Genomic DNA, 23,211 nt, shown 5'->3' with positions numbered 1-23,211 from the left:
AAATCCTGATGACGGTTTATTTGCCAATAAAACTCAGTGATCAACGCCAATAACCTTTGAATTGGCTTGCCCCAACCATGCAATGCGACGATGCGAGCCTACAGCAACTCGCATCGCCCTTGTGGCTGAGCCGGCAACCGGAATCCGGATAACCGGCAGAGCCGATATCCCGCTTATCCCGCTTTACCTTGCTTTGCGACCGCAGCCTGCGCTTTCGCAATGGCGTCCGGGTCGCCAAGATAATAATGCTTGATAGGTTTAAGGTTTTCGTCGAGTTCGTAGACGAGCGGCACGCCATTAGGGATATTTAATCCGACGATATCGTTATCGGAAATGCCATCCAGATATTTGACCAGCGCGCGCATGGAATTCCCGTGCGCGGCAATCAGCACGCGCCGCCCCGACTTTACGGCTGGCCCAATGGATTCATTCCAGATGGGCATCACGCGCGCTACCGTGTCCTTCAGGCACTCGGTCAGCGGCAATTCTTCGCGCGGGACCTTGGCATAGCGAGGATCGTTGAACGACGTACGTTCATCCGATGGGTCCAGCGCGGGCGGCGGCGTGTCGTAGCTCCTGCGCCAGATCAGCACTTGTTCGTCGCCGTATTTCTTGGCTGTCTCTGCCTTGTTCAGGCCTGCGAGCGCACCGTAGTGCCGCTCGTTCAACCGCCACGAATGCACGACGGGTAAATACATCTCGTCCATTTGATCCTGCACGTGCCACAGCGTGCGGATGGCGCGCTTGAGCACCGAGGTGTACGCAATATCGAAACTGAAACCCGCTTCTTTCAGCAGCACGCCGGCTTGCTGCGCTTCGCGGACGCCTTGTTCGGTCAGGTCGACGTCGACCCAGCCTGTGAATCGGTTTTCCTTGTTCCACGTGGATTCGCCGTGGCGGATGAGCACTAGCTTGTACATGATGTCCGTTTAGAGGTCGGTTAGTTGGGAAGCCGTTAGAGACAGCGAGATGAGGAAAACTGGCATCGATTCTGTGCGGCAATGCGTTCCGGCGCAACTAGGCCGATTGGCCGATGCCTTTACGGAGAACGGTTATTTTATAATGGCTGGATTGTCCCGATTTTTTTACGGCTTTTCTTTTCTCCACACTCCCAATCCGGCGGTCCCGACGTGAAGTTTTTCACCGATTACACCAACCTTGTACTTATCGCGGTCCTCCTCGTTTCGGGCGGGTTGCTGCTGTGGCCAACGCTTATGCGGCGCGGCAGGGGCGCCGTTTCGCCAGCCGATGCGGTTCTCCTGATCAACCGGCGCAACGCCTCGGTCATCGATTTGCGGCCGGCCGCCGAATACTCGCAAGGGCACATTCCTGCCGCGAAAAACTTCGGTTTGGCGGAGCTTCAAGCAAAAGTTGGCCAAATCGCGAAGAATAAGAGCAATCCGGTCTTGCTCGTTTGCCAGACCGGGCAACAGTCCCAGAAGGCGAGCCAGATCGTGAGCGACGCAGGCTACGCCGAGGTCCACGTATTGCAAGGCGGACTGGATGCCTGGCAGAAAGCCGGCATGCCGGTCGTGAAACAAGGAGCCATAAAGTGAACAAAGTAATCATGTACAGCACCCAAGTGTGCCCGTATTGCCAGATGGCCGAACGTCTACTAAAGTCGCGCGGCGTGGAAAACGTCGAGAAGGTGCTGATCGACCGAGATCCGGCGAAACGTGAAGAAATGATGACGCGTACGGGCCGACGCACGGTGCCGCAGGTGTTTATCGGCGAAACGCATGTCGGCGGGTACGACGACCTGTCCGCTCTCGATCGCAAGGGCGGCCTGATGCCGCTGCTCGAGGCGGCCTGAACGCGTTGCCGGCAGCAAAGCAGTCCGTGGCATTGAGCCGGAAAAACCGGAAAAGCCGCGGACTGCACTTTAAATAATCAAGGGAATCAACATGTCTGACGACAACAACCAACCGTTCTTCAACATCCAGCGCATCTATCTCAAGGATATGTCGCTCGAGCAGCCCAATTCGCCGGGCATTTTCCTCGAGCAGGACATGCCCTCGGTGGAAGTGGAAGTGGACGTGAAAGCCGAGCGCCTGGCAGAGAGCGTGTTCGAAGTGCTGGTAACCGGCACTGTGACGGCGAAGGTGTCGGACAAGGTCGCGTTCCTGATCGAAGCCAAGCAAGCCGGCATCTTCGATATCCGCAACATCCCGGCCGACCAGATCGATCCGCTCGTTGGCATTGCTTGCCCGACCATCCTGTTCCCGTACCTGCGTTCGAACATTGCCGACGCCATCACGCGCGCTGGTTTCCCGCCGATCCACCTCGCGGAAATCAACTTCCAGGCGCTGTACGAACAACGTATCTCGCAGTTGTCCGCTGCCCAGGAAGGCGTGGCGAACGGCGCGACGCTGAACTAAAACCCCTGTTCCGGAGCCGGGCATGCAAGTAGCCGTTCTCGGCGCCGGTGCGTGGGGCACCGCGCTGGCTGGCCATCTGGCCACTCGCCACAACACGGTCCTCTGGGCGCGTGATCGCGCGCTCATCGAGTCCCTGTCCGTTTCTCATGAAAACGAGCGCTATTTGCGCGGCGTGATGCTGCCTGAGTCGCTGGCGTATGAGCCGGATCTTTCCTCCGCGTTGCGTCACTGCGTGGCCGGCGATGCGCTCTGCGTAGTCGCCGCGCCCGTCGCGGGTTTGCGCGCGTTGTGCCGGACCATGCGCGAATCGGGCATCGTCCCAGCGCATATTGTGTGGTTATGCAAAGGGTTCGAAGCCGATACCCAATGCCTGCCGAACGAGGTCGTCGCAGCTGAATTGCCGCAGCATGCGAGCAACGGAACGCTTTCCGGGCCAAGCTTTGCGCGCGAAGTCGGGCAGGGCTTGCCTGTTGCGCTGACAGTTGCAAGCGCATCGGCCGCGCTGGGCGAGCGTACTGTCGCCGCTTTCCACCATGGCGCAATGCGGATCTATACCGGCGACGATGTCATCGGCGTTGAAGTAGGCGGCGCGGTGAAAAACGTGCTTGCCATCGCGACAGGTATTGCCGACGGGCTCGGTCTCGGCCTGAACGCGCGTGCCGCGTTGATCACACGCGGATTGGCTGAGATGTCGCGGCTGGGCGTGGCGCTGGGCGGCCGCGCGGAGACGTTCAACGGCCTGACCGGACTCGGCGATCTGATACTGACGGCGACCGGCGATTTATCGAGGAACCGCACGGTCGGCATGCAGCTCGCGACAGGTCGCTCCTTGACCGATATTCTTGCCGCGCTTGGTCATGTTGCGGAAGGCGTGCGTTGCGCGCGGGCCGTGCTGGCCTTGGCCGAATCGCACGGTATCGATATGCCCATCACCCACGCAGTGTGCCGCGTCTTGTTCGACAACGTCGCGCCTCGCGATGCCGTTCACGCGTTGCTAAGCCGGGACGCAAAAGCTGAATAACAAGCGTATAGCGTTATTCGCCGCCCTCGAAGCCCGTTTGACGCCACGCTTCAAACGTCACGATCGCGACCGTGTTCGACAGATTCAAGCTCCTGTTTCCAGGGCGCATTGGTAATCGGACGCGACGGTCGTTCGTGAACTGTCCAAGTACCGCATCCGACAAACCGCGTGTTTCCGCGCCGAACACAAACCAGTCGCCTTCCTGAAACGCGTGCCCGAAAAACGGCGTAGAACCGCGCGTGGTGAACGCGAACATGCGGTTCACGTCCGGCGTCTCCTTGCCAATAAAAGCGTCCCAGCTCGAATGCACATGCATTTGCGCGTACTCGTGATAGTCGAGTCCGGCGCGCCGCATCTTGGCGTCATCGAGCGGAAAGCCGAGCGGTTCGATCAAATGCAGACGTGCGCCCGTGTTGGCGCAAAGCCGGATCACGTTACCGGTGTTCGGCGGAATTTCAGGTTCGACCAGGACGACATTGAACATAAGCGATGACTCGAAAAATTAGTCTTGTGGCGTACGCAGCGCGACGAAATTGGTGACGCGGCGCGCGCCGGCGGTTTTCAGCGTGCGCGCCAACGCGTCGAGGGTGGCGCCGGAAGTCATGACGTCATCGACGACACCTACATGCTTGCCGCGAACATCGCGCAGCACTTTGAAGGCATCGCCGACATTGTGCCGGCGAGTATCGAGATCGAGCTTTGCTTGCGGCGCGGTATCGCGTGTACGTTCTATCAGCGTTGCGTCAGCCCGCGCGCCAAGCCGGCGTGCCAACGGCTTGGCAATAGACCATGCCTGGTTGTAGCCACGCGTTCTGAGGCGCTTTGGCGATAAAGGCACCGGCGCGAGAACGTCCGGCGCCGTCAGATTCGTGTCTTCGAAGATGGCCCGCAACTGCCGCGCGAATTCGTCCGCGCTAGCGAGCCGCGCGTGGAACTTCAACTCGAGCGCGAGGGTATCGAGCGGCGCACGATAATCGGCCAGCGCGATGGTTGCATCGAAGTGCGGAGGCTCGGCCACGCAGAGTCTGCAAAGCAACGGAGCGCGTGCGCGGTCGCTCGGTTTCGTAGACAACGGCATGGGCAATGCACAAACCGCGCAACGCAGGCGTGCCTGATTCCAATACTGTTCATCGCAGCCGTCGCACAATACTCCATGCGACAAATTGCCACACAATGCACACTGACTCGGTAAAGCAATGTCGCGGAACCCGACGAACCAGCGCGCGGCGTTCGCGAAGCCTTTTCGTAAAAAGCTCGAACCCGGATTGGAATCGCGTAACGTCACGAAAATTTGTCGATTCATAAATCCGATCCAATGACACGAAAGCAACCCGAAATACTGGCTATAACGCCAGCGAACCGTTGTGGCGTCTGGTTTTGCTGAACGTTTTGACAATCGACCGAGTATACTTCGCACTCTCAGAAAACAGGCTGTCATGTCCCCAACTTCCGCCAACGCTGGCCGAGAGGCCTACGATTCGCGCCTTATCCGGCAGATTTTCGATCGCCGGGCTGCGAGATTCGACGACGTCGCATTCCTGCCGCGCGAGATCGCGGCCCGCATGCGCGAGCGGCTCGAGTACATCAAGGTCGCGCCGGTGCGGGTTCTCGATGCAGGCTGTGGCGTAGGAGCAGACTTGCCGGGTTTGCGCGAGCGGTTTGCGGATGCATCGGTGATCGGGCTGGATTTATCGGCGGCAATGCTGGGCCGCGCGAACCAGGCCGAGACGGCTGAATCGGAAGCGAACGCCGGCTGGCGCCGGTTCCTGCCGGCCACGCTGGGTAAGGCATTCGGCGCGCGCGGACCGCAACTGGCGCAGGGCGATTTCGCCGAGCTTCCCTTTGCCGGCAATGCATTCGAGATGCTCTGGTCGAATCTCGCGCTGCAATGGCACGCGCGGCCCGACCTCGTGTTCCCCGAATGGGCGCGCGTGCTCAAGGTGAACGGCTTGCTGATGTTCAGCTCGCTCGGCCCCGACACGCTGAAAGAACTCAGCGGCGCGTACGCTCAGGCGGAAAAGTCGCTGGGATTGGCGCCACGGCGGCACACCATCGAATTTGTCGATATGCACGACCTTGGCGACATGCTGGTCGAAAGCGGTTTTGAAATCCCGGTGATGGATCAGGAAGTGCTGACAATCACGTACAAATCGCCGGAATCGTTGTTAAAGGATGTACGTGGCTGGGGTGCTTTTCCCGTAGATACGGGCGCACGACAACACGGTCGTGAATTACGCGATGCGCTGCACGCGGCGCTGGAATCCCGGCGACGTGAAGACGGCACCATACCGCTGACCTTCGAGGTGATTTACGGCCACGCATGGAAGGCTGTTCCGCGAATGACAGTGGAAGGGCACGGAATAATCAGGCTGGAAGATATAGGACGAGGCCCAAAGCGGAGCAAGTGAACAAGCCGAATTGCAGCGACGGGGCCACCGGAACGCAGCCAAAACGAACTTGCAATGTTCTCAGCACCCGCTCGAATACGCGCGTTGACAAGCGTTGAAAAGGGTGCGGCAAAAAGGCGCAGAAGCTTGTGCTGCTTGGCTTTGCGGCGTATGCCACCTTGCTTGTGGATGCTGGGCAACGCGCCTATAATGCGTCAGTTTGTCGCCTGGCTGGCATGATTTTCGTCGTATTCCTAGCGACGGGTGAGCAACACGTGAACAGGAATTGGCACTTGGCGCTGCGCGGGTGAAACAACTCTGAAGCGGGAGACGGCGATGCAAGCAACCGATCTGCTGATGGACCCCGAGCCAGTCGTAAAGGACTGGTTGTTCAAGCGGAACTGTTCGGTGTCGCCGCGTCAGTTCGTAGCGTTTTATGTGTCGCTGGCGCTGTTTTCGTTGCTGATTGCCAGTTTGCTGGTTTGGGCCGGCGCTTGGCTGGTGCTGCCTTTTACGGGTATCGAATTGCTGGCGGTTGGTATCGCGTTCGTCATCTACGCGCGCCATGCTGTCGATTACGAGCGAATCCTGCTGTTTCACGACCGGCTTCTGATCGAGCGCATGGACGCTGAAACGCTGACCCAAGTGGAATTCAACCCGCGCTGGGTCCGGGTCGAACCGGGAGCGAGGCCGAGGGATCCGGTCACGCTGGTGTCGCGGGGTCAGTCGGTGCCTGTCGGGATTCATCTGGCGCAGCATCGGCGCAGGCAGTTTGCGGTCGAGTTGCGCACATGGCTGATGTGTTGCAACTGATGTGCGTGGCCGGGTAATCGCCTCCGGGGGGATGCGGTGCAGGAGTCGGACGGATGCAAACGGGGGTCGAGGGTCTGAATGGAAATTTTGGGTAAGGAAGCTATGAAAACAATCAAGCGAGCCCTCTCGGGCGTGCTGGCGTTAAGCGGACTCCTGTTCGCCGGCGCAGCCCTGGCGGTCAGTGACGTTCCCGGCGGTCCTGGAGTGAACGAACTCAACTTCCAGACGCCCGTGACGAAGATCGCCGAGGAGCTCTACGGCCTCCATACGTTCATGCTGATCATCTGCACGGTGATTTTTCTCGGCGTGTTCGGCGTGATGTTCTATTCGGTCCTGATGCACCGCAAGTCGAAGGGGCACAAGGCGTCCAATTTCCACGAAAGCACGACCGTCGAAATCATCTGGACGATCGTTCCGTTCGTGATCGTCGTGCTGATGGCGCTGCCGGCCACAAAGGCCGTGGTTGCCATGAAGGACACCACCAACGCCGATCTGACCGTGAAAGTGACCGGTTATCAGTGGAAGTGGGGCTACGACTACGTGAAAGGGCCGGGCGAAGGCATTAATTTCCTGTCCACGCTCACCACGCCGCGTAGCCAGGTCAACGGCCAGGAACCGATCGGCGAGTTGTATCTGCAGGAAGTCGACAACCCGCTCGTGGTTCCTGTCGACAAGAAAATCCGCATCATCACGACTGCCAATGACGTAGTCCACTCGTGGTATGTGCCGGCGTTCGGCGTGAAGCAGGATGCGATTCCAGGCTTCGTGCGCGACACATGGTTCAAGGCCGAGAAAATCGGCACGTTCCGTGGTTTCTGTACTGAGTTGTGCGGCAAGGAACACGCGTACATGCCGGTCGTGGTGGAAGTGCTTTCCGCCGACGACTATACAAAATGGGTCGATGGCCAGAAGAAGAAAATGGCTGCCAGCGCCGATGATCCAAACAAGACCTACACCATGGACGAGCTGAAAGCGCGTGGTGAAAAGGTCTACACGGCGAATTGCGCGGTCTGCCACCAGCCGACCGGCAAGGGCGCGGGCCAGTTCCCGGCGCTCGATGGCAGCAAGATCGCCAACGGTCCGATTGCCGAGCACGTGAACATCGTGTTGAAGGGCAAGGGCGCCATGCCGAACTGGGGCGCGACGTTGAACGACGTCGAAATCGCTTCGGTGATCACGTACGAGCGCAATACGTGGGGCAACCACACGGGCGACATTCTCCAGCCGAAGCAAGTCGCGGATGCCCGCAACGGCAAGATGCCTGAAGGCGGCGATCATCTCGCGGCGGCCGGCGCTGCTGCTCCGGCAGCAGGTTCGGACACTGCGGCGAGCGCGGCGCCTGCGGCTTCGGCTCCGGCTTCGTCGGACGGCGCGGCTCAGTCGGCCGGACTTCCCGCCAGTATCTATTTCGAAACGGGCAAGAGCGTTTTGCCCGCCGATGCCGCAGCAGCCGTCCAGGCTGCCGCTGATTACGCGAAGGCGCATCCGGACGCGAAGTTCAACTTATCGGGTTTCACCGACGCAACCGGCTCTGCCGCGACCAACGCCGATCTGGCGAAGACGCGCGCACAGGCCGTTCGCGACGCGCTGAAGGCCGCGGGCATTGCGGAAGACCGCATTATTTTGAAAAAGCCGGAAACGATCACGGGCGGTGCTGACGCGAGAGAAGCACGGCGTGTTGAGATCAGTCCGGCTGCTTGACGTACGTACCCGAACGTCCAGCTTCCTTCTGAAAGAAAGCAGGCGTAGCGTATCGCCCAAGTGCCGCAGTATTCGCTTTAGGAGATTGTCATGTCGAGCATCGGACACGATGTAACCGCGGGCCACGAACACGGCCACGCTCATGATCACGGTCATGAGCACGACGAGCACGCGCACGAACTGCCTTACGGCTGGCGTCGCTGGCTGTTCGCGACCAACCACAAGGACATCGGTACGTTGTACCTGTTGTTCTCGTTCATCATGTTCCTCTCCGGAGGCGTGATGGCGTTGATGATCCGCGCCGAGCTCTTCGAGCCTGGTTTGCAGATCATGCGTCCCGAGTTCTTCAACCAGTTGACCACCATGCACGGCCTGATCATGGTGTTCGGCGCGATCATGCCGGCGTTCGTCGGGTTCGCGAACTGGATGATCCCGCTGCAGATCGGCGCGTCGGACATGGCGTTCGCCCGGATGAACAACTTCAGCTTCTGGCTGCTGCCGGTTGCCGCCATCTTGCTGATCACGTCGTTCTTCGTTCCTGGCGGCGCGACTGCTGCGGGCTGGACGCTGTACGCGCCCTTGTCCACGCAAATGGGCCCGGGCATGGACTTCGCCATTTTCGCGATCCACCTGATGGGTGCTTCGTCGATCATGGGCGGGATCAACATTGTCGTGACGATCCTGAACATGCGCGCTCCTGGCATGACGCTCATGAAGATGCCCATGTTCTGCTGGACATGGCTGATTACCGCGTACTTGCTGATTGCCGTGATGCCGGTATTGGCAGGCGCGATCACCATGGTGCTGTTCGATCGCCACTTCGGCACGTCGTTCTTCAACGCGGCGGGCGGCGGCGATCCGGTGATGTACCAGCACATCTTCTGGTTCTTCGGGCATCCCGAGGTGTACATCATGATCTTGCCTGCGTTCGGGATCGTGTCGCAGGTGATTCCGGCGTTCTCGCGCAAGCCGCTTTTCGGCTATAGCTCGATGGTGTACGCAACGGCTTCCATCGCGATTCTGTCGTTCATGGTCTGGGCGCACCACATGTTCGCGACCGGCATGCCGGTAACGGGCCAGCTGTTCTTCATGTACGCGACCATGTTGATTGCGGTGCCGACAGGCGTGAAGGTGTTCAACTGGGTTGCCACCATGTGGCGTGGCGCGCTGACCTTTGAAACGCCGATGATCTTCGCCATCGGCTTCCTGTTCGTGTTCACCATGGGCGGTTTCACGGGCCTGATCCTCTCCATGGCGCCACTCGATATCCAGATGCACGGCACTTACTACGTGGTGGCGCACTTCCACTACGTGCTCGTGGCCGGATCGCTGTTTGCGCTGTTCTCCGGCTGGTATTACTGGGCGCCGAAGTGGACAGGCTGGATGTACAACGAGACGCGCGGCAAGATCCACTTCTGGGCGTCGATGATCTTCTTCAACATCACGTTCTTCCCAATGCACTTCCTGGGCCTCGCCGGCATGCCGCGTCGTTATGCAGATTACCCGGCGCAGTTCACGGATTTCAACCAGATCGCGACTATCGGCGCATTTGGTTTCGGTCTGGCACAGGTGTACTTCCTGTTCGCCGTTGCATTGCCGACGTATCGCGGCGGTGGCGAGTTGGTGAAGGCCGATGACAAACCGTGGGATGGCGCTGAAGGACTGGAATGGACTGTGCCGAGCCCGGCTCCGTTCCACACGTTCGAGCGTCCGCCGCAGGTTGAATAAACGCCTTATCGTGCGCCTCGCCAAGAAAGCGGGCGCACGCGGCGCAGCACATTGACAGCGAATGCATGACTAGCGGATTAAAGCCTGATCGGATGACGCGTAATTCACAGAAGCAACGCACGCCCGCGGAAGTTCGCGCAGGCAACAAGCGGCTTGGATTCATCTTGCTGGCGGTAGCTGCGGTGTTTTTTCTGGCCGTTGTTGTCGACCAATACGTGCGTTCGAGAGGCTAGGGAGCAACGTGTCGACGCCTCAGGAAGTAAAGGAAGACCGCGCGTTCAATCGCACGATGATGTTCAAGTTGATCGTCGTCGCGGCCGCCATGTTCGGGTTCGGATTTGCGCTCGTGCCCATGTATCGCGCGATCTGTTCTATTACCGGCATCAACAATCTCGTGCAGCGCGACGTGGGCGCACGGGAAGCGAAAAACACGCAGGTCGACACGAGCCGCAAGATCGCAATCGAATTCGATGCCAACGCGCGCGGCCCGTTGCAGTTCAAGCCGGAGCAGAACACGCTGGACGTGCATCCTGGCGAAGTGATGACGGTGATGTACGAGGTGACCAACCAGCAGTCGCGCACGGTTCAGGCGCAGGCCATTCCGAGTTACGCGCCCATGCAGGCCACGGAGTATTTCAAGAAGATCGAATGTTTTTGTTTCACGCAGCAGACGTTGAAGCCGAACGAGACGCGGCGCATGCCTGTGGTGTTCGTGGTGGATCCGAAGCTGCCCAAGGATGTGAAGACGATCACGTTGTCGTACACGTTTTTTGAGCTGACCGCCCCGGCGTCGGTGTCACGAAGCGGTACTTAGTAAGGCCGTATTTGCGTAGCGCACAAGCCGCGTAAAGCCGCCGAAAGCCGCATGCGGCGACGGAGAAGCAAGATGGTCGAAACACACAACCCGGCGCCGAAGAGCAGTTTTCTCCGGTTGCTGAAAGCGGTTTTCTGGTCGTTCTTCGGCGTGCGCCGTCGCCGCGACCTCGAAAGCGATGCGTCCCTGAATCCGCTGCATCTGATCGCGGCCGGCGTAATTGGGGCGGCGCTTTTTATCATCGTGTTGCTGGTGGTGGTGCGGGCGGTAGTGGGATAAAGCTGGCGGCGCTGCGGTGCGGCGCTGAGGCGATAAAAAATTCAAGCAACTGGATCGAAGTGGAGAATCAATAATGAGCGGTCAAAACGAAAGCCCGTACTATTTCGTCCCGCATCCGTCGAAGCATCCGATCATGGCCGCCACCGGCCTTCTGATCTCGATGGCTTCGCTGGCGTCGTGGGTGAACGGTGAACCGTGGGGGCCGATCGGCTTTGTTATCGGCCTGCTTTGGCTGCTTTACACGCTGTGGCACTGGTTTGGCGATTCCATCGGGGAATCGGAAGGCGGCATGTACGGCAAGAACGTTGATCTGTCGTATCGCTGGAGCATGAGCTGGTTCATCTTTTCCGAAGTCATGTTCTTCGCTGCATTTTTCGGCGCGTTGTTTTACGCGCGGCAGATTGCGCTGCATGAACTTGGCAGTCTCGATTACAAGCTGATCTGGCCGGACTTCTCGGCTGTGTGGCCGAACAACGGTCCCGCTGCGCTGGTTTCCCATTTCCGCTCCATGACGCCGTGGCCGCTGCCGACGATCAACACCGCGCTTCTGCTGAGTTCGGGCGCCACCCTGACCGTGGCTCACCATGCGTTGCGCGAGAATCATCGTAAGAAGACGATTATCTGGCTGGCAGCGACTGTCGGTCTTGGTTTGCTGTTCTTGTTCTGCCAGGGCTACGAATATTTCCACGCCTACAACGAACTGAACCTGACGCTGGCTTCGGGCGTTTATGGCTCGACGTTCTTCCTGCTGACCGGCTTCCACGGTTTTCACGTGTTCCTCGGCGGCACGATGCTGACGGTCGTTCTGGTGCGTGTGATTCGCGGGCACTTCACAGCAGACCATCACTTCGCTTTCGAAGGCGCGGCGTGGTATTGGCACTTCGTGGATGTGGTCTGGCTGGGGCTCTACGTAGTCGTCTACTGGCTGTAAGCGCGCGCAGGGGAGGACGCGCTAATCAGCGCGACCTTTCATCAGCAATTTGAAGTCGATTGAAGAAGATGCTTTACAAAAGCGCCGCCTCGACATGATTCGGGCGGCGTTTTGCTTTTTTGCGATGTGCGCTTTTGTCGCGGGATCGAATGGATTGTTTTACGCGTATCCGGTGAAAATCCGCAATCGTGGCGCGCGGAAGGCAAGCTCAGCGTCCGAGCGGGATACCGGTAGACTGAATCCATCCCATCCAGTGCGCGAACAGGATGAAAAGGAACAACGAAATCGATAGCCCGACACGCATGGCGAGCGACCACACCATGCGCTTGCTTTTGCCCTTGTCGGTCATCATGAAGTACAGCGCCGAACCCAGGCTGCCGATGATGAGAATGAATGCGATGGCAACGAATATGTGCATGAAAACAGCCAGTTGGCCTAAGAAGTTCGATTCCTCGATTATCGCATCGCAGGTAATGTGCCGCGTGCGGGTTGAAAGTTTCGTCGCTGGAATCGTGGCAGGCACCGTATGAAAATCCGCTTCTGGCCGGCACTGATCATCTTGATCGTCATGGCGGTGACGGTGCGGCTTGGCTTCTGGCAACGCGATCGCGCGCATCAGAAAGAGCAGCTCAATGCGCGGATCGTTGCGTTCGAGAACGCGCCGGCGCAACTCGTAGGCGCGGAGCCGATGGCGCTGAAGGACATCGAGTTTCATCGCGTGCTCGCGCGTGGCACGTTCATGCCCGACCAAGCCGTTTATCTCGATAATCGGCCTTATCAGGATCAGCCGGGGTTTTACGTCGTGATGCCGCTCAAGCTCGATGGCGGCGGTGTAGTGTTGGTGAACCGTGGCTGGCTGCCGCGGAATCTGTCGGATCGCACGGGTATCGAACCGTATGTAACGCCCGGCGGTGAAGTGAAAATTGAAGGGATTGCGCGCGCGAATGCATCGCAGGCGTTCGAGCTTGGGCACGGCGGTTCGGCTGCGAAACTGAAGATTCGACAGAATCTGGATGTCGCCGCGTACGCCGCCGAGACGGGTTTGCCGCTGCAACCGTTCGTGATCCAGCAACTGAACAATACGGGCGACAAGCTGGTGCGGGACTGGCCGGCGCCCACAATGGGTGTCGATACGAATTACGGCTACATGCTCCAGTGGTGGGGCATGGCGGCTGCAGCGCTCGGGTTCGGGCTCTACGCCGCGCGTCGGGCGGCGAAAAAAGACGAGTTGAAAGAAGGCGCTGCGCAGCCAATCGATGGCAACGCGTGAAGCAGCACTCACACAATCCGGATGTTGCGACGCTCCTAAACGAATAGAGGCAAATTTTGTCCATGCAAACTCCCCGTCCTTCGCCGTCCGCGGTTAACAAAGCGCGTGCGCAGCAGCAGGAGCGCACGCCCGGATCGTGGAACAAGGGCCGCTGGATGCTGCTGTTGCTCGCGTTCGTGTGCGCGGCGCCGGTCCTGGCGTCCTATTTCATGTACTACGTGGTCAAGCCGACTGGCGGCACGACGAGTTACGGCGCGTTGATTGAACCGCAGCGTCCGATTCCGGATCAACTCGTCGTGACCGACGAACAAGGCAAGCCCATGCCGCTTTCCGCCTTGCGCGGCAAGTGGCTGATGGTCACGGTCAATGGCGGCGACTGCAACGAAAAATGCGTCACGCGGCTTTTCTTCATGCGTCAGGTGCGCGCGCTGCAATCGGCTGAACGCGAGCGCGTGGTCAACGTGTGGCTTCGGACCGACGACAAACCCGTCGCTCCCGTCATTCAGACGGCCTATCCGCAGCCGGATACGCGCATGTTGATCGCCGATCCGAAAGCCGTCGCCGCGTGGCTGCCGGCAGGCGCGGATTCACAGCTCACGGACCATATCTTTCTCGTCGATCCAAACGGCAATTTGATGATGCGTTTCCCGAAAGACCCGCGGCCAGAAAAGATCAAGGCCGATCTGGCAAAGCTGCTGAAGTGGTCGCGTATCGGTTGAGACAAAAGGTTGAGACAACAGGAACCATGCAGGTATGACTTACGTTTTACAACTCGGCTTGATTGGCATTTGCATTGCGTTGTTGCCGCTTTCGTACGTCTGGGTAAAAGCCGACGACAACAAATTCCGCAAGCTCGTCTGGCTGACCACGTTTCTCACGCTTGACCTCGTGATGTTCGGTGGATTCACGCGCCTCACGGATTCCGGCCTCGGTTGCCCTGACTGGCCGGGTTGCTACGGAACGTCGTCGCCTTTTATCGCGCATGCGGCCATCACCGCCGCGCATCAGGCCATGCCCACGGGGCCGGTGAGTATCGGCAAGGCGTGGATTGAAATGATCCACCGCTATTTCGCGATGGCGATCGGCGTGTTGATCATCGCGCAGGTGATCATTGCGTGGACGGCGCGGATCAAGCGTCGCCCGCTGCATGTTTCGCCGTGGTGGCCCACGTCCATCTTGTTGCTGATCGTGGTTCAAGGTGCATTCGGCGCGTGGACGGTCACCATGAAGTTGCAGCCGGTGATCGTGACCATTCACTTGCTCCTCGGCCTCGCGCTGCTCGGTTCGCTGGGGCTCTTGGCCGCGCGCCAGACGCCGGTTCCATCGATAAACCCCGCCGCCGCGCGCTGGCTGCCGGCAGCGCTCGTGGGTTTGCTGTTGTTGATCGTGCAAATTGCGCTCGGCGGCTGGGTCAGCACGAACTACGCGGTGCTCGCCTGCACGGATTTCCCGCTATGCAACGGCGCCTGGATTCCGCCAATGAACTTCGAGCACGGTTTTCACTTGTGGCGCGCGCTCGGCATGACCGGTGACGGCGATGTCATTTCGCAAGACGCGCTGGTCGCGATCCACTGGACGCATCGCACCTTCGCGGTCGTCGTGGTGCTTTATCTGGTGTGGCTGGCTGCCAAACTGCGTCGATTTGAATCTTTGAGAAGACCCGCGAACGGCGTAATGTTCGTGATCGTGCTGCAGTTTCTGACCGGGCTGTCGAACATCGTGCTGCAGTGGCCGTTGCCCATTGCAGTGGCGCACAACGGCGGTGCGGCCGTCCTGTTACTACTGCTCGTTATGATAAACTTTCGGATCTCTTCCAGCCGCCACGGCTTCGCTCTTAGCCCCGCTGCGGCAACGTCCGCCACCGCCTCGCTGGACGCGGTATCCGCATCACTCCCGCGCCAGGCTCCGTGAGTTTCTATGGACAGCACAACACTGATTTCCCCCTCCGGCAGCCGCCTTTCCCAGTACATCGCGTTGACCAAGCCGCGCGTCACGCAGCTTGCTGTTTTCTGCGCGGTCATCGGCATGTTTCTTTCAACGCCGGGTATGGTGCCCTGGACCGTGTTGATTGGCGGAACAGTCGGTATCTGGTTGCTGGCGGGCGCCGCGTTCGCCATTAATTGCCTGATGGAGCAGAAAATCGATGCCATGATGCGTCGCACCGCATGGCGTCCGTCCGCGCGTGGCGAAATCACGCCGGCGCAGATCCTTTTGTTCTCGGCAGTGCTCGGTGCAGCGGGCATGTGGACGCTCTACACGTTTACGAACGCGCTCACCATGTGGCTGACCATTGCAACGTTCGTTGGCTACGCGGTGATCTACACGTGTTTGCTGAAGCCGGCCACGCCGCAGAATATCGTGATTGGCGGGGCTTCCGGCGCAATGCCGCCGGCGCTTGGCTGGGCGGCAGTGACGGGCCACGTTCCCGGCGACGCGTGGATCCTCGTTCTTATCATTTTCGTTTGGACACCTCCGCATTTCTGGGCGCTGGCGTTGTACCGCCGGAAAGATTATGAGAACGCCGGCCTGCCCATGTTGCCGAACACGCATGGCGAGCAATACACACGTCTGCATATTCTTTTGTACTCCGTGATTCTCTTCGCCGTGACCATGATGCCGTTCATTTCGGGCATGAGCGGCGTACTGTATCTCGCATCCGCGGTTGTGCTCGGCGGCATGTTCCTTGGGTACGCGTGGAAGATTTATCGTGATTATTCCGATGCTCTCGCGCGCAAGACCTTCCGGTTTTCCATCGTGTATTTGTCGCTGCTGTTCGGCGCACTGCTCGTGGATCATTACGTGCGGACGGTGATCGGCGTATGAAGTTTTCAGTTCGCGGGATGGTGGTGTGGATTGGGTTTGCGTTGGCCGCCGTATTACTGGCCGCATGCGACAGCAAGCCCGCATTCACGAATCTCGACATTACCGGCAATACTCAGTTCGGCAGCGATTTCTCGTTACCCGATACCAGCGGCAAGCCGCGCACCCTGGCCGATTTCAAGGGCAAGGCGGTCGTACTGTTCTTCGGCTACACACATTGCCCGGACGTCTGTCCGACCACCATGGCCGAACTGTCGCAAGCGCTTCAAAAGCTGGGCGACGACGCCAAGCGCGTTCAAGTGCTGATGGTCACCGTCGATCCCGCCCGCGATACCGCTCCGTTGCTGAGCGAATACGTGTCGGCGTTCAACCCTTCGTTTATCGGCTTGCGTCCCGCCGATACCGCTCAGCTCGTTAAGATCACGAAAGATTTCCGCGTGTATTACGCGCAGGTTCCAGGCAAGGCGCCGGGTGAATACACCATGGACCATACGGCCGCGAGCTACGTCTTCGATCCACAAGGGCAGCTCAGGCTGTTCGCCCGCGACGGACAAGGCGTGGATATCTGGGTCCATGACCTGAAGTTGTTGCTGGACTGAGCGAAACGCGTCCCGAAACATCGCAGAAACCAGAAGGCCGTTCCGACGCAAGCCGAAACGGCCTTTGTGCTTTCAGGCGCGGTACTACAAGTTCTTCTCCCAGATCGTTTGATCGCTGCGCCGCGGCCGGAAGCCACAACGTTGGAGCAGGGGCTGGAAAAGCTCATGGCGCAGATCGGGTATGCAACTCAGTCGTTCATAACCCGACTCGAGCGCAAACTCCTGGCAAGCGTCGATCAGTTGCCAACCGATTTGATCATGTTTTGCATCCGGATCAAGGACAAAAAGCACGGCGATGCGCGCATCGGCGGACCCGGGCGCGCAGACCAGCAGACTTGCTCCCGCGCTCACGCCATCTTCCTCCGCGATCCAGCACGCGTTGCGCGTGGGATCGGGCGCCGTCAAAAATTCCGCGACAATCCGCGCCGCGTGAATCTCCCGCGCCCGTTTTGCGGCATCGCCTCCCACAGCCATTCGCGCTTCGTGATCCACGATCCAGCCAAAATCGCCCGGCCGCGGACCGCGCAGCCGTGCACGCGATCCGTTTTGCGAAAGGGTGAGCAAGCGTTCGACGGCTTCCATGGATGCCATCAGTTGCGAGCCTTCGTCCGGCGTCATGGCTTTGAGCGCCGACGACACGTTGTCGCGCACGCCGGTGCTCGTTGCGGTCAGCGCGCTTTCGCCGACAGGCGTCAACGAAATCTGGCTGCTGCGAGCGTCACCGGCGTGCGGACTCCTTTCGATCAGGCCGTTACGCTCGAACTCATTGAGCATTCGGCTGAGATAGCCCGTGTTGATCTGCAGCGCGCGAGACAGATCGGCCGCGATCGTCGTGCCCGCATCCATGATCGCAAACAAGACCCGCCATTCAGTTGGGGACATCACGTTCTGATCCGCCAGTTCATACGGCGCCCAAACATTGCGTGTGTAAAACCATTGGAAACGGCGCACCGCATCTCTCAGCCCATCGCTTGCGCAACCACCCATTCTTTGCCTCGCTCTCTTTGTATTGGCGCTTCGCCGTTTCCCCCGGCGAATCGATCAGGATCATTGTGCCGAAAAATAGTATGACCGTGCGAACCTTGCGTCTGACGACATCTTGCGGAGAGTTCCGGGCGGATATAGTGTGTAGACCAGCCGCGTTGAAGTGGGCTTTATCCGAGGGTAATTACCAATGCGAAATCAATGGTCGGATAGCGCAGTGTTTTACGCAAGCTATTGATAATTAACAATTTTTGAAATGCGTTGCATTATGATTTCGTAAATTGACTGGTATTATTTTGGTTATATAATGGGCTCGCCAATCGAGGCCGGCATACGACGATTCTTATGAACATTTGGTGGACAAACGCTTCGTAAAAATTGATCAAGAAACATCAATTAAGGTGTCGTTCAGGCGTTTGCTGTCGGTCTTGTCCGTAGCGTAGGTTGCGGTTTCCACGCTGTGAGATGCCGTAACAGGTTTCGATAAAAACAATCCGGGGCGAAGTCCGCCGTCGCCGAAAATAGCCAGGTCGTTTCCTGGAATTTTCAGCTCGCTCGCAGCGGGCGTGACGGCTGATGGCGCCTTGCCACGCGTCGAAGCATCGATGAACGGGCACGTTGAAGCTGCCCGCCACGCGAACGCTGCCAACGGCGCGTCACGCAGTACGTTTCACGAGAGAGATTCATGCTGAAAGGAAACATCCTGACGACCGACGGCTGGATACATGGCTCGATCGCGTTCGAGAACGGCCGGGTGACGGCGCTCGAAGGCGCGAGCGTGGACCCCAGAACCAACGACGACCCGTATATCCTGCCGGGTTTCATCGATTGCCATGTACACGGCGGCGGTGGCGCCGACATCATGGAAGGCGGCGACGCCGCTGTCACGGTCGCGCGTGAGCACGCGAAGCACGGCACCACCAGCATGCTCGCCACCACCATGACCGCGCCCCGCGACGAATTGATGGCCGTGGTCGCCGGCCTCGGCGAACAATCCGTTCGCCGTGCGCCCGGCGGCGCGCGCGTGCTCGGCGTGCATCTGGAAGGCCCGTATATCAATCCTGGAAAGCTCGGCGCGCAGCCGGACGCCGCCGCCGTTGCAGTGCGCGACGAGGTGCTTAAATACCTTTCGCTCGCGCCCATCCGCGTGGTGACCATCGCGCCGGAAATTTCCGGGCACATTGACGTGATCCAGGAAATGGCGGCGCGCGGCGTGCGCGTGCAACTAGGCCATTCGCTAGGTACATACGACGACGCGGTCAACGCGCTCAAGCATGGCGCGCGGGGTTTCACGCATTTGTTCAACGCCATGTCGCCGCTGCATCATCGCGATCCTGGCATGGTCGGCGCCGCGCTCGCGCACGCCGAGTACGCCGAGCTGATTCCCGATCTGCTCCACGTGCATCCCGGTGCAATCCGCGCTGCGTTGCGAGCCATCCCACGCCTGTATGTGGTGACCGACAGCACGTCGGCGTCTGGTATGCCCGACGGCGAATATCGCCTGGGAAGCCAGCACGTGACCAAGTGCATGGGCGGTGTGCGTCTCGCCGACGGCACGCTCGCCGGCAGCACGCTCACGATGGATCAGGCGCTGCGCAATCTTGTCTCCATCGGCTTGCCAATGGCAGATGTTTCCAATCGCTTGTCCCGTTACGCCGCCGATTACCTCGGTCTTGAAGATCGCGGCCGGATTGCGCGTGGCGCGTGGGCGGACCTCGTCGTGTTCGATCGTGAACTGGCGTTGACAGCAACTTATGTAGAAGGTGAATCAATTGTCGAATATGCTTGATGAAGCGTTGGCATCCGCCGACGTGGTGCTTGCCCAGCTTGCCGATACATCCCACATCGAAGCGCTCGCCGCACGCCTCGCCGAAGAGCCGCGGCACGTTGCGCTGACGGTTGCGCGCGGTTCGTCGGATCACGCCGCAAGTTACTTCGCAGGGCTGACCATGAGCCGTATCGGCGTGCCGGTCGCTTCGTTGCCCATGTCCGTTGCGACCCTGCAGCAAGCGCCGTTGCGCGTGAAAGGCCAGTTGGCCGTGGCGTTTTCGCAGTCGGGCAAAAGTCCGGATCTGATCGGCACGATGCAAGCCTTGCGCAACGCCGGCGCACTGACCGTGGCGGCGGTGAACGCGCCGAATTCTCCGCTCGCCGAAGCGTGCGAATGGAATCTGCCGTTGCTGGCCGGCCCGGAATTGTCGGTGGCGGCGACCAAGAGCTACATCGCGATCCTGTCGTTGTCGGCAATCGTGATCGCGCATGTGCAGAAAGACGCCGAGTTGCTCAACGCACTCAAGTCGCTGCCCGACGCTTTGCGCGCCGCCGGCAAGCTCGACTGGTCGCATGCTGTCAATGAGCTCAAGGACGTCGATCGCATGATCGTGATCGGCCGTGGCCTCGGGCTTGCGATCGCTCAGGAAGCAGCGCTCAAGCTGAAGGAAACCTCGGGCATTCAAGCCGAAGCGTTCTCGAGCGCAGAAGTGCGGCATGGCCCGATGGAACTCATCGGCGAAGACTATCCGCTGCTGGTGTTCGCGCCGCGTGGACCCGAGCAGGCTGGGCTCGTTCAGCTCGCCCGCGACATGCGCGCCCGTGGCGCACGTGTGCTGCTCGCCGCGCCCGCCGATATCCCCGAAGCCAATCTGCCGCTCGTCGAGACCGCGCATTTCGCGCTCGATCCGATCGCGGCAATCCTGTCTTTCTATGTGATGGCTGACAGCCTGGCAGCCACGCGCGGGCGCAATCCCGACGCGCCGCGCCACCTGGCCAAAGTCACCGAAACCCGTTAATCGAGAGAAATCCGATGCGCCGTGCCGAGGAGTCCCTGTTGAATCATTCCCCTGAAAACCAGAGCGATTTTGTATTGGTCGCGCCGTTCACCGGGCCGATGGTGCCGCTCGCCGAAGTGCCCGATCCCGTGTTCGCCGACGGCATGTTCGGCGACGGCATCGGCATTGATCCGCTTGCGGGCGTGATGGTTTCGCCATGCGATGGCGTCATCACGCACCTCGCGCGCACGCATCACGCGGTGACCTTGCGCACGCCGCAGGGCGCGGAAATCCTCGTGCATATCGGTATCGATACGGTCGAGCTGGGCGGCAAAGGTTTTACGCCGAAAGTGGAGCAGGGCGCGACCGTGCGCGCGGGCGACGTGCTGATCGAATTCGATGCCGATTACGTCGCGCAACATGCGCCGAGTCTTGTTTCGGTGATCGCGGTGGCGAACAGCGATGCTTTCGATGTGGTCAATCGCGCCAGTCGCGGCATGTTGCGGGCGGGCGAAAGCCAGTTGCTGGTTCTGCGCAGCAAGGACGGCGTGAAGGCGGATGCTGCGCGCAGCACGTCGAATGTCACAGACGAAGCGCGCCGCAACGTTACGCTAGGTCATGCCGGCGGATTGCATGCGCGACCGGCCGCGCGCGCTCGGGAAGCGGCACGCGGTTTCGACGCCAAGGTCGAAGTGCGTTTCAACGGCCGCAAGGCGCCTATAGAAAGCGTCGTCGGCTTGCTCGGACTCGGCGCGGGCGAAGGCGCGACCGTCGAGTTGCTCGGCGTGGGTTCGCAAGCGGCGGCGGCGGTGGAAGCGGTCGCCGCCGAATTGCTGCGCGAAGCACATGGCGAAGTGGAAGAGAAACCGGCGCGCGCGCGTTCGCCGGCGCCCGTTGCCACCGTGCGTGATGCCGGCACGCCGCTCGATCCGAACACGCTCGCGGGCGTGTGTGCATCGGCGGGGATTGCTGTTGGCAAGCTGGTCCGCTGGGACGACAACGACGTCACGCCGCCCGAACAGGCAACAGGAACGTCGGCGGCGGAAAGCCGCTTGCTCGACAAGGCGATTGCGGCCATCGACGCAGAACTCGACGAAACGGTACGCACGGCTTCGCAACGCGGCGCGGTTGGCGAGGCGGGAATTTTCGCGGTGCATCGCGTGTTGCTCGAAGATCCGACTTTGCTCGATGCCGCGCGCGACCTGATCAGCCTCGGCAAGAGCGCCGGGTTCGCATGGCGCGAAGCGATTCGTGCGCAAATTGTGTTGCTTTCGAACGTGGAAGACGCGTTGCTGGCAGAGCGCGCCGCGGATCTTCGCGATATCGAAAAACGTGTGTTGCGCGCACTCGGTTATACGAACTCGGCCGCGCGCCAGTTGCCCGACGAAGCCGTGCTCTCCGCCGACGAATTCACGCCATCGGATCTGTCTTCGCTCGATCGCACGCGCGTGACGGCGCTGGTCATGGCGCGTGGCGGCGCGACGTCGCACGCGGCGATCATCGCGCGTCAGATTGGCATTCCAGCGCTGGTCGCAGTCGGCGACGCGCTGCATGCAATTCCTGATGGCACGCAAGTCGTCGTCGATGCAACCACGGGCCGTCTGGAATACGCACCCACCGCACTCGATGTGGAGCGCGCGCGCCTCGAGCGCCAGCGTCTTGCGGGTGTGCGCGAGGTGAACAGGAAGACGTCGCAGGCAGCGGCCGCGACCGCCGATGGCCGGACCATCGAAGTCGCGGCGAACATCGCGACTTTGGACGACGCCAGGACTGCCGTCGAAAACGGCGCCGATGCTGTCGGCCTCTTGCGCACGGAACTGTTGTTCATTCATCGCCAGTCGGCGCCGACCGCCGCTGAGCACGCAGAAAGCTATCAATCGATTGTCGGCGCGTTGAGTGGACGCACGGCGATCATCCGCACGCTCGACGTAGGCGCGGACAAGGAAGTCGATTACCTCACGCTGCCGCCCGAAACCAACCCGGCGCTCGGCCTGCGCGGCATTCGCCTGGCGCAAGTTCGCCCCGATCTGCTCGACGACCAGTTGCGTGGTCTGCTCGCAGTCAAGCCGTTCGGCACGGTGCGCATTCTCCTGCCCATGGTGACCGACTCGGGTGAACTCGTGCGCTTGAGAAAGCGTATCGATGAACTCGCGGCCGAAATTGGCCGCACCGATCCCATTCAGGTCGGCGTGATGATCGAAGTGCCATCGGCCGCGTTGCTCGCCGACCAGCTCGCGCGGCATGCGGATTTTCTGTCTATTGGCACGAACGATCTCACCCAATACACGCTTGCCATGGACCGTTGCCAGGCCGATCTCGCTGCACAAGCCGACGGTTTGCATCCGGCCGTCCTGCGCCTCATCAAGGCGGCAACCGACGGCGCCGCGAAGCACGGCAAGTGGGTCGGCGTCTGCGGCGCGCTGGGTGGTGATCCGGTCGCGGTGCCCTTGCTCGTGGGGCTGGGCGTGACGGAATTATCGGTGGATCCGGTTTCGGTCCCCGGCATCAAGGCGCTCGTGCGCAAACTCGATTACCCACTGTGCCGCCAGCGCGCGCTCGATGCATTGGCGCTCGAATCGGCACAGGCAGTAAGAGCAGCAAGCCGCGAAATCTGGCCGCTGGACTAACACGTCCTTCCGGCTGCCAGCCTTCGCGTTCATTAGTAAAAAGAATCGGTCGACAACAGCTTCACCTCACGATCAACGACAAGACACTTAT

General features: G+C 60.1%; 25 protein-coding genes. 20 read left to right on the top strand and 5 right to left on the bottom strand.

Translation table 11 applies throughout. The features are described 5' to 3' along the window. Positions 1–173 precede the first annotated feature (173 nt). A complete protein-coding gene (gpmA, locus tag ASG35_RS14030; RefSeq protein WP_056358088.1) occupies positions 174–920 on the bottom strand; it encodes a 2,3-diphosphoglycerate-dependent phosphoglycerate mutase in 747 nt (248 codons plus the stop codon). Positions 921–1,130: 210 nt separating this feature from the next. On the opposite strand from gpmA, the gene ASG35_RS14025 reads away from it, so the two are divergent. From ASG35_RS14025 to ASG35_RS14010, 4 genes are all read left to right on the top strand, one after another. After that, positions 1,131–1,556: a rhodanese-like domain-containing protein gene (locus tag ASG35_RS14025; RefSeq protein ID WP_056358084.1), complete on the top strand. Its 426-nt coding sequence runs from the start codon at positions 1,131–1,133 to the stop codon at positions 1,554–1,556. Continuing rightward, positions 1,553–1,813: a glutaredoxin 3 gene (gene grxC, locus ASG35_RS14020; protein WP_056358080.1), complete on the top strand. Its 261-nt coding sequence runs from the start codon at positions 1,553–1,555 to the stop codon at positions 1,811–1,813. The genes ASG35_RS14025 and grxC overlap by 4 nt, the downstream gene beginning before the upstream one ends. Before the next feature lie 91 nt (positions 1,814–1,904). Beyond that, the gene (gene secB, locus ASG35_RS14015; protein WP_056358077.1) at positions 1,905–2,378 is read left to right on the top strand and encodes a protein-export chaperone SecB; all 474 of its coding nucleotides are present in this window, start codon (positions 1,905–1,907) and stop codon (positions 2,376–2,378) included. A gap of 22 nt (positions 2,379–2,400) precedes the next feature. Next, on the top strand, positions 2,401–3,399 hold the full coding sequence (locus tag ASG35_RS14010) for an NAD(P)H-dependent glycerol-3-phosphate dehydrogenase (RefSeq protein ID WP_056358074.1): 999 nt from the start codon (positions 2,401–2,403) through the stop codon (positions 3,397–3,399). A gap of 13 nt (positions 3,400–3,412) precedes the next feature. On the opposite strand, the gene trmL is transcribed toward ASG35_RS14010, so the two are convergent. After that, complete coding sequence (gene trmL / locus ASG35_RS14005; protein WP_056358072.1) at positions 3,413–3,883, bottom strand: tRNA (uridine(34)/cytosine(34)/5-carboxymethylaminomethyluridine(34)-2'-O)-methyltransferase TrmL; 471 nt, start codon at positions 3,881–3,883, stop codon at positions 3,413–3,415. 18 nt (positions 3,884–3,901) lie between these two features. After that, entirely contained in the window at positions 3,902–4,702 is an 801-nt protein-coding gene (locus tag ASG35_RS14000) for a ComF family protein (protein WP_082508380.1), read from the bottom strand. A gap of 133 nt (positions 4,703–4,835) precedes the next feature. Between ASG35_RS14000 and ASG35_RS13995 the strand changes: the two genes are divergently transcribed. The 8 genes from ASG35_RS13995 to ASG35_RS13965 all read left to right on the top strand — a co-directional run bounded on the left by ASG35_RS13995 (position 4,836) and on the right by ASG35_RS13965 (position 12,052). Continuing rightward, a complete protein-coding gene (locus ASG35_RS13995) occupies positions 4,836–5,807 on the top strand; it encodes a methyltransferase domain-containing protein (protein ID WP_056358069.1) in 972 nt (323 codons plus the stop codon). 315 nt (positions 5,808–6,122) lie between these two features. Next, positions 6,123–6,599 carry a DUF2244 domain-containing protein gene (locus ASG35_RS13990; protein WP_056358066.1) on the top strand — a complete coding sequence of 159 codons (477 nt, stop codon included), beginning with the start codon at positions 6,123–6,125 and terminating at the stop codon, positions 6,597–6,599. Positions 6,600–6,677: 78 nt separating this feature from the next. Further along, positions 6,678–8,300 carry a cytochrome c oxidase subunit II gene (gene coxB / locus ASG35_RS13985; RefSeq protein ID WP_056358063.1) on the top strand — a complete coding sequence of 541 codons (1,623 nt, stop codon included), beginning with the start codon at positions 6,678–6,680 and terminating at the stop codon, positions 8,298–8,300. Between the two features lie 90 nt (positions 8,301–8,390). Beyond that, on the top strand, positions 8,391–10,028 hold the full coding sequence (gene ctaD / locus ASG35_RS13980; protein ID WP_056358060.1) for a cytochrome c oxidase subunit I: 1,638 nt from the start codon (positions 8,391–8,393) through the stop codon (positions 10,026–10,028). A 92-nt stretch (positions 10,029–10,120) separates the two neighbouring features. Continuing rightward, on the top strand, positions 10,121–10,261 hold the full coding sequence (locus ASG35_RS32115) for a cytochrome oxidase small assembly protein (protein ID WP_086383990.1): 141 nt from the start codon (positions 10,121–10,123) through the stop codon (positions 10,259–10,261). Between the two features lie 8 nt (positions 10,262–10,269). Then, positions 10,270–10,842 carry a cytochrome c oxidase assembly protein gene (locus ASG35_RS13975; RefSeq protein ID WP_082508379.1) on the top strand — a complete coding sequence of 191 codons (573 nt, stop codon included), beginning with the start codon at positions 10,270–10,272 and terminating at the stop codon, positions 10,840–10,842. A gap of 72 nt (positions 10,843–10,914) precedes the next feature. Beyond that, positions 10,915–11,121 (top strand): DUF2970 domain-containing protein, encoded by a 207-nt coding sequence (locus ASG35_RS13970; RefSeq protein WP_056358057.1) that lies wholly within the window; start codon positions 10,915–10,917, stop codon positions 11,119–11,121. Between the two features lie 73 nt (positions 11,122–11,194). Continuing rightward, complete coding sequence (locus ASG35_RS13965) at positions 11,195–12,052, top strand: cytochrome c oxidase subunit 3 (RefSeq protein ID WP_056358054.1); 858 nt, start codon at positions 11,195–11,197, stop codon at positions 12,050–12,052. A gap of 208 nt (positions 12,053–12,260) precedes the next feature. Here ASG35_RS13965 and ASG35_RS13960 read toward each other — a convergent pair whose 3' ends face one another. Further along, the gene (locus ASG35_RS13960) at positions 12,261–12,470 is read right to left on the bottom strand and encodes a twin transmembrane helix small protein (protein ID WP_056358051.1); all 210 of its coding nucleotides are present in this window, start codon (positions 12,468–12,470) and stop codon (positions 12,261–12,263) included. Between the two features lie 108 nt (positions 12,471–12,578). Between ASG35_RS13960 and ASG35_RS13955 the strand changes: the two genes are divergently transcribed. The 5 genes from ASG35_RS13955 to ASG35_RS13935 are packed head-to-tail and all read left to right on the top strand — an operon-like array spanning position 12,579 to position 16,741. Continuing rightward, positions 12,579–13,322, top strand: coding sequence for an SURF1 family protein (locus tag ASG35_RS13955; protein WP_056358048.1), 744 nt, complete (start codon positions 12,579–12,581; stop codon positions 13,320–13,322). A gap of 56 nt (positions 13,323–13,378) precedes the next feature. After that, positions 13,379–14,041 carry a cytochrome C oxidase subunit I gene (locus tag ASG35_RS13950; RefSeq protein WP_082508378.1) on the top strand — a complete coding sequence of 221 codons (663 nt, stop codon included), beginning with the start codon at positions 13,379–13,381 and terminating at the stop codon, positions 14,039–14,041. Between the two features lie 34 nt (positions 14,042–14,075). Continuing rightward, entirely contained in the window at positions 14,076–15,233 is a 1,158-nt protein-coding gene (locus ASG35_RS13945; protein ID WP_056358042.1) for a COX15/CtaA family protein, read from the top strand. Positions 15,234–15,239: 6 nt separating this feature from the next. Next, positions 15,240–16,145: a heme o synthase gene (cyoE, locus tag ASG35_RS13940; RefSeq protein WP_056358039.1), complete on the top strand. Its 906-nt coding sequence runs from the start codon at positions 15,240–15,242 to the stop codon at positions 16,143–16,145. Further along, positions 16,142–16,741, top strand: coding sequence for an SCO family protein (locus tag ASG35_RS13935; RefSeq protein ID WP_056358036.1), 600 nt, complete (start codon positions 16,142–16,144; stop codon positions 16,739–16,741). Before cyoE ends, ASG35_RS13935 begins: the two co-directional genes overlap by 4 nt. An 84-nt stretch (positions 16,742–16,825) precedes the next feature. On the opposite strand, the gene ASG35_RS13930 is transcribed toward ASG35_RS13935, so the two are convergent. Next, entirely contained in the window at positions 16,826–17,623 is a 798-nt protein-coding gene (locus ASG35_RS13930; protein ID WP_162244411.1) for a bifunctional helix-turn-helix transcriptional regulator/GNAT family N-acetyltransferase, read from the bottom strand. 787 nt (positions 17,624–18,410) lie between these two features. Here ASG35_RS13930 and nagA point away from each other — a divergent pair. Genes nagA through ptsP form a run of 3 tightly spaced genes read left to right on the top strand, consistent with a single transcriptional unit; the run spans position 18,411 to position 23,120 of the window. Continuing rightward, entirely contained in the window at positions 18,411–19,514 is a 1,104-nt protein-coding gene (nagA, locus tag ASG35_RS13920) for an N-acetylglucosamine-6-phosphate deacetylase (protein WP_056358027.1), read from the top strand. Further along, positions 19,507–20,514: an SIS domain-containing protein gene (locus tag ASG35_RS13915; RefSeq protein ID WP_056358025.1), complete on the top strand. Its 1,008-nt coding sequence runs from the start codon at positions 19,507–19,509 to the stop codon at positions 20,512–20,514. The genes nagA and ASG35_RS13915 overlap by 8 nt, the downstream gene beginning before the upstream one ends. A 14-nt stretch (positions 20,515–20,528) precedes the next feature. After that, positions 20,529–23,120, top strand: a complete 2,592-nt coding sequence (gene ptsP / locus ASG35_RS13910) for a phosphoenolpyruvate--protein phosphotransferase (protein WP_056358020.1) — start codon at positions 20,529–20,531, stop codon at positions 23,118–23,120. Positions 23,121–23,211 lie beyond the last annotated feature (91 nt).

The organism is Burkholderia sp. Leaf177, assembly GCF_001424345.1.
In the GTDB taxonomy this organism is placed as follows: Bacteria; Pseudomonadota; Gammaproteobacteria; order Burkholderiales; family Burkholderiaceae; genus Caballeronia.
The sequence above is the reverse complement of the archived record's forward strand: the minus strand, read 5'-3'. Positions and strand labels throughout refer to the sequence as shown.